The 3,817-nt window shown below is 61.4% G+C and carries 6 protein-coding genes and 1 pseudogene; 3 read left to right on the top strand and 4 right to left on the bottom strand.

Annotation, left to right across the window (positions count from 1 at the left end):
• Positions 1 to 307: DUF2796 domain-containing protein (locus DBR24_RS15190; protein ID WP_128615168.1), on the bottom strand; the 307-nt coding region annotated here is incomplete at its 3' end.
• Positions 308 to 442: 135 nt separating this feature from the next.
• Between DBR24_RS15190 and DBR24_RS15185 the strand changes: the two genes are divergently transcribed.
• Positions 443 to 796 (top strand): hypothetical protein, encoded by a 354-nt coding sequence (locus DBR24_RS15185; protein WP_128615167.1) that lies wholly within the window; start codon positions 443 to 445, stop codon positions 794 to 796.
• An 87-nt stretch (positions 797 to 883) separates the two neighbouring features.
• On the opposite strand, the gene trxA is transcribed toward DBR24_RS15185, so the two are convergent.
• From trxA to DBR24_RS15170, 3 genes are all read right to left on the bottom strand, one after another.
• Positions 884 to 1,756 carry a thioredoxin gene (gene trxA, locus DBR24_RS15180; protein ID WP_128615166.1) on the bottom strand — a complete coding sequence of 291 codons (873 nt, stop codon included), beginning with the start codon at positions 1,754 to 1,756 and terminating at the stop codon, positions 884 to 886.
• A 156-nt stretch (positions 1,757 to 1,912) separates the two neighbouring features.
• On the bottom strand, positions 1,913 to 2,566 hold the full coding sequence (locus DBR24_RS15175; protein ID WP_128615165.1) for a methyltransferase: 654 nt from the start codon (positions 2,564 to 2,566) through the stop codon (positions 1,913 to 1,915).
• Entirely contained in the window at positions 2,563 to 3,027 is a 465-nt protein-coding gene (locus DBR24_RS15170; RefSeq protein ID WP_123464143.1) for a YbaY family lipoprotein, read from the bottom strand. Before DBR24_RS15170 ends, DBR24_RS15175 begins: the two co-directional genes overlap by 4 nt.
• A gap of 128 nt (positions 3,028 to 3,155) precedes the next feature.
• Between DBR24_RS15170 and nrdR the strand changes: the two genes are divergently transcribed.
• The gene (gene nrdR / locus DBR24_RS15165) at positions 3,156 to 3,620 is read left to right on the top strand and encodes a transcriptional regulator NrdR (RefSeq protein ID WP_003228656.1); all 465 of its coding nucleotides are present in this window, start codon (positions 3,156 to 3,158) and stop codon (positions 3,618 to 3,620) included.
• Positions 3,617 to 3,817 (top strand): annotated as a pseudogene (locus tag DBR24_RS32255) (riboflavin biosynthesis protein RibD); the annotation flags it as partial. The gene nrdR and the pseudogene DBR24_RS32255, both read left to right, overlap by 4 nt.

The raw sequence follows: 3,817 nt of genomic DNA, 5'->3' as shown, positions 1-3,817 counted from the left end.
CTTTGCAACCGGCAGCGGCGGGCAGGTTGAACAGAGCCAGCGGGTTTTCCAGTTTCGTGCGAGCGGCAGCGACTTTGGCCTTGTCGGCGTCGCTGGTGGCGGCGTGTTCGAAACCGACCAGATTCATCGCCGGGCTTTCCAGTTCCAGCTCCAGAGTCTGGCCGTCGAGTGCGGCATTCAGACGGCCGACGCCATGTTCATGCGCACCGAGGCTGCCGTGTTCATGATCGTGGTCATGCTCATCAGCCGCGTGGGCGATGGCCAGCGGCAACAGGGCAAACGGCAAAGCGAGCAGCAGACGACGCATGGCGGTCTCCAGGAAGTAAAGTGAAGAGTTTGTTATGTAATCTTATAACGAAAGTCCGCAGAGTTTGCCCGTGCGCTTGGCGTTGCACAAGTCCCGTGGGAGCATGCAGCTCAGAAATGTGCGGGAGCGAACTCAATGATGCGGATACGCGGAACCGTCGGCGAGGTGCCGGTGGACTTGACGGTGGAACTGGATGACAGCGATTGGGCGCGGCTCGGTTCAGCCCTGAATGTGCCGGCGCCGACTCAGCCGGAAATGGCGGCAGCGCCAGCAGCGAAACCGCTGAACCAGGACGAGGCGCTGTGGCAGGTGGCGAAAGATTTGTTGCGCAAGGCCGGGCAACTCAGCGGTCCGGATTTGCTTGATCAACTGGAGGGGCTGACCGGTAGCGCAGCGGCGGGCAAGCGCTTGCTGGTGCGCCTGCGCCATAGTTCGCAGGTGAAAGTGGTCAGTGGCGGGGATACGCCGCTCTACAGCTGGATAGAGTAGACCGCAAAGGATCTCAGCCTGTGGCAGCTCCTGCAGGGTGAATGCCAATCCCATGCAGGAGCTGTCGCAGGCTGCGGTCTTTTGATCTCAATAAAGCGCCGCAAACACCTTGCGACGATACGCAGTCACCAGCGGGTGATCGTTGCCCAGCAACTCGAACACCTGCAGCAACGTCTTGTGCGGCAAACCTTCGCCATAGCTGCGGTTGCGGATAAACAACTTCAGCAAGGCCTCCAGCGCTGCCTCATATTGCTGGCGCGCCAGTTGCTGGATCGCCAGTTGATACACCGCTTCGTCGTCTTGCGGGTTCTGTGCCAGGCGCGCCTTGAGGTCGGCAGCGTCCGGTAGATCGCGAGCCAGCCCAAGAAACTTGATCTGCGCCTTGGCCCCGGCCAGCGCCGCCTTGTGCTCGTCACTCTTGACGGCGTCGAGCACGGTTTGCGCTTCGTCCAGCTCGCCGCGTTCGGTCAGGCAGCGCGCGTAGAGAATCAGCGCCTTGGCGTTAGTGTTGTCTTCAGTGAGCAGGACCACCAGCGCCGCTTCGGCATCGGCATAACGCCCGTCATCGAACAACGCCTGAGCCTGTTCGAACGGATCGGCGGCGGCCGGCGGCGGCATCTGCACGTGCGGTTCGAGCAGGGCGCGCACGGCGGATTCCGGCTGCGCGCCGGCAAAACCGTCCACCGGTTGACCGTCCTTGAACAGCACCACGGTCGGCAGGCTGCGAATACCGAAACGGGCAACGATGTCCTGTTCGATGTCGCAGTTGACCTTGGCCAGCAGCAGTTCGCCCTGATAGCTCTCGGCGATGCCTTGCAGCATCGGCATCAATGCCTTGCACGGCGCACACCACTCGGCCCAGAAATCCACCAGCACCGGTTTATTGAAGGAAGCTTCGATCACCGACTGGTCGAAATCGGCAGTCATGGCGTCGAAGATGTACGGCGTTTGCTGACTCATGGGGGATCTCGTAAAAACGTGAATGGGGCAACTATACGGCTTGGCGGGGTGTGGCCGGAAGCGGTCAGCCTTTGAGAGGTGTGTTGCCTGACAGGACGCTTTCGCGAGCAGGGGATTTATGAGCTGTGGGAGCGAGCCTGCTCGCGAAGCTTTTAGCTAACGTCGCGCATGGTAGAGGCTGACATGTCTGAATTCTTCCGGCTCCGCCAGGTCCGGCAACGTCATTGCCTCTAGCATTTCAATCCGCTCATACAACGGATGCCGAAAATCCCGAACCCGCGAATCCGCCACCAACGCTTCCCGACCACGACTTAAAAACGCATCGAGCAGCGGCAGATTCGCCCGGTCGTACAACACGTCCGCCACCAGAATCAGATCAAACCGATCGGTCTCGGCAAAGAAATCTGTCGAATAGCTCATCTCGACATTATTCAGCGCGGCATTCGCCCGGCACGCGGAGATCGCCAGCGGATCGAGATCGCAGGCCACCACTTCCAGCGCACCGGCCTTGACCGCCGCAATCCCGGCAATCCCTGAACCGGCGCCGAAATCCAGCACGCGCTTGCCGCGCACCCACTGTGGAAACTTCGCCAGATAACGCGCCACTGCCAGACCGCTGGCCCAGCAGAAACCCCAATAGGGTGGCTCGTGCAGAATTCGCTGGATTTCTTCCTGACTGAATTCGCGATCCATGTTGTCGCCGTCGATCAGCCACAACTGCAAATCGGTGCCCGGCAATGCGCAGACCTTGAGTCTGGCGTCGCCGAGCAACCCACCTAACGCCTGTTGCAGGTCAAACGGTGCATTCATGGTGCTTTGACAAATTGCAGTTGGCCCAGCGCCTGGGAAGTCGGCTGGGTGATGGTTTGCGACGGCAGATGCAAAATCAACTGGCCGGACTGGCTGGCGCGGCCACGCAGTTCAACCCGCGCACCGGCGGGGAAGGCGTCCGGGTTGAAGCGCAGGCGGAACGGCAGGATCTGGTTGTTGCCGATCAGGCTGGAACTGGCGAGCAGTTGTTGCGGGCGATCCTTTGCATCGATCACCAGCAGCGCCAGCTCGACTTCGGCACCGGCCGGAACACCCTGAAGGGTGCCGCTCAGTTCCCGTTGATAGGCCGGCAGCGGGCCAAGTTCGGCAGCCTCTTTGGCTTTTTTCTGCGCTTGCTGCGGCGCCGGGCCGGGCGTTGGCGGCTGAGGCTTGGGTGCATCGCTGCCACAGGCCACCAGCAGGCTGAAAAGACTGAGCAAAACGAGCGGACGTAACGGCATTGGATGCTCCAGCAAAATGAAATCCATGGATCAAACGATCATGCCGTTCTGTATACCGCAAAGCCTATGGCTTGTCTTGCCACCGGGATGCGCTACCATGGCCCTCCCTTTTTTTGTTGCCAGCCACCATGCACTGTCCCTTCTGCGGTGCCAACGACACCAAGGTCATCGACTCCCGTCTGGTCGCCGAGGGCGAACAGGTGCGCCGCCGGCGTGAATGCCTGGCCTGCGGCGAACGTTTCACAACGTTCGAGACGGCCGAGCTGGTGTTGCCGCGCCTGATCAAAACCGACGGCAGCCGCCAACCGTTCGACGAAGAAAAGCTGCGCGCCGGCATGCAACGCGCCCTGGAGAAACGTCCGGTGAGCGTCGAGCGCCTCGAATCTTCTCTGGTCCACATCAAGCACAAGCTGCGCGCCACCGGTGAGCGCGAGGTCAAATCCCTCGTGGTCGGCGAACTGGTGATGGCCGAACTGCAAAAGCTTGATGAAGTCGCCTACATCCGTTTCGCTTCGGTGTACCGGCGCTTCCAGGACCTCAACGAGTTCCGCGAAGAAATCGACCGCCTCGCCCGCGAACCGGTGAAAGAATGACCCGCGCCGCCGAGCAGGCCATCCTCGACGCGCACTTCATGGCTCGCGCGCTGGAACTGGCGCGCAAGGGTCACTACACCACCCATCCCAATCCACGGGTTGGCTGCGTGATCGTGCGTGACGGGCAGATTGTCGGCGAAGGCTTCCACGAGCGCGCCGGCGAACCCCATGCCGAAGTCCACGCCCTGCGCGCCGCC

It is taken from the genome of Pseudomonas sp. HMWF006, from assembly GCF_003061205.1.
Classification (GTDB): Bacteria; Pseudomonadota; Gammaproteobacteria; order Pseudomonadales; family Pseudomonadaceae; genus Aquipseudomonas; species Aquipseudomonas monsensis.
The sequence above is the reverse complement of the archived record's forward strand: the minus strand, read 5'-3'. Positions and strand labels throughout refer to the sequence as shown.

Excerpts from the sequence above, each read along its gene's own strand:
- DBR24_RS15185 (WP_128615167.1), top strand. The coding sequence starts at position 443 with ATGATGCGGATACGCGGAACCGTCGGCGAGGTGCCGGTGGACTTGACG.
- trxA (WP_128615166.1), bottom strand. The coding sequence starts at position 1,756 with ATGAGTCAGCAAACGCCGTACATCTTCGACGCCATGACTGCCGATTTC.
- DBR24_RS15175 (WP_128615165.1), bottom strand. The coding sequence starts at position 2,566 with ATGAATGCACCGTTTGACCTGCAACAGGCGTTAGGTGGGTTGCTCGGC.
- DBR24_RS15170 (WP_123464143.1), bottom strand. The coding sequence starts at position 3,027 with ATGCCGTTACGTCCGCTCGTTTTGCTCAGTCTTTTCAGCCTGCTGGTG.
- nrdR (WP_003228656.1), top strand. The coding sequence starts at position 3,156 with ATGCACTGTCCCTTCTGCGGTGCCAACGACACCAAGGTCATCGACTCC.